At 46.9% G+C, this 1,500-nt stretch carries 1 protein-coding gene and 1 pseudogene; one reads left to right on the plus strand and one right to left on the minus strand.

Features of this window, described 5'->3' with window-relative positions:
• Window positions 1-235, plus strand: a pseudogene (locus R7P72_RS24195) (flavodoxin); the annotation flags it as partial.
• Between the two features lie 90 nt (window positions 236-325).
• On the opposite strand, the gene brnQ reads toward R7P72_RS24195, so the two are convergent.
• A partial coding sequence (gene brnQ / locus R7P72_RS24200; RefSeq protein ID WP_318110855.1) for a branched-chain amino acid transport system II carrier protein occupies window positions 326-1,500 on the minus strand: 1,175 nt, incomplete at its 5' end.

Consider the following 1,500-nt stretch of genomic DNA (forward strand, 5'->3'; position numbering starts at 1 on the left):
ATGGTACCTTGATGCCATGGGCCTACTGCACGACGAGTTAAAAGCAACCGGCGCCCAGTTTATCGGTTATTGGCAAAACGAAGGCTATGAGTTTGAAGCCTCTAAAGCGCTAACGGAAGATGGCAGCCAATTTGTTGGCCTAGCACTAGATGAAGATTCTCAATACGATTTGAGTGACGAGCGAATTGAAAAGTGGTGTGAACAAGTACTTGTGGAGTTCCACGATACGCTTTAAGCACCGACGCTTACGTTGATGCGAACCAGATACAAAAAAGCCCGATGAATCACTTCATCGGGCTTTTTCATTATTCAATTTCTAGCGTCTTTACGCCGCTTCTTCTCGTAGTTCTGGTTGAACAGATTTAGAGATGAAGAACATGCAGATGATAGCTGCCAGAGTAGGAAGAACCCAACCCATGCCCACTTCAAACAGCGGTAGTACGTTGAACGCAGATACATCCAAACCAGCAACTTTCGCTGCATCAACAAGTGCGAATAATAGTGATACTAGCAGTACCGCACGGTATGCAAAGCGAGGATTTGGCAGTTTGCTACGAACAAAGGTAAGAGCAACCAAAGCAATCGCCACTGGGTAAAGGGCAAACAGTACAGGTACAGAGAGTGAAATCAATTGCGCTAGACCAACGTTAGCAACTAGAGCACATACAGCACCGTTGATTAGAACCCACTGCTTGTATGACAGTGATGTCTTCGAGCTGAAGAAATCAGAACATGCTGAAATCAGGCCGATAGCCGTTGTCAGACACGCTAACAATACAATCACAGAAAGAACGATTTGACCGTAAGGGCCAAACAATGCTTGAACGTACTGGCTTAGAATCAGACCACCGTTGTCTGCGCCCGCAGCAACTGTTGCACTGGTAGCGCCTAGGTAGAATAGCGAAATGTAAACAAATGCTAGACCAGCCGCCGCGATACAACCTGCAAAAATCAGGTACTTAGTCGTCGCAGAACGCTCCGTGATGCCTTTGCCGCGCAGTGCATCCACCATCAACATACCAAACATCAGCGATGCGAAAGTATCCATGGTGTTGTAGCCTTCAAGGAAGCCTTTGGTTAGTGGCTGAGTTAGGTACTCACCACGAGCTCCAATCATATCGCCTTGAGGATCTAGGAATACTGCAACAGCAAGAATGATCAAACCGACAAACAGCGCTGGAGTCAGCACTTTACCGATCAAGTCGATAAGACGGCCTTGGAACCAAGAGAACAGCATTGCAACCGCAAAAAAGATCACAGAAAACGCGGTAAGGTGCGCTTGAGAAGCTTCAACAAAGAATGGCTTCACGGCCATCTCGTAAGCCACTAGACCTGTACGAGGCGCTGCAAACGCAGGACCAATAATGATGAAGATAAGTGCTGCCATCAATACTGCTGCTTTTTTCGGAAGATCTTGCGTCAAGTGATCCCATGATCCACCTGCTACAGCAATAGCAACGATAGTAATAAGAGGTAGACCTACCGCTGTTAGCAAGAAAC

It is taken from the genome of Vibrio sp. Vb0888 (assembly GCF_033338835.1).
Lineage (GTDB): Bacteria > Pseudomonadota > Gammaproteobacteria > Enterobacterales > Vibrionaceae > Vibrio > Vibrio alginolyticus.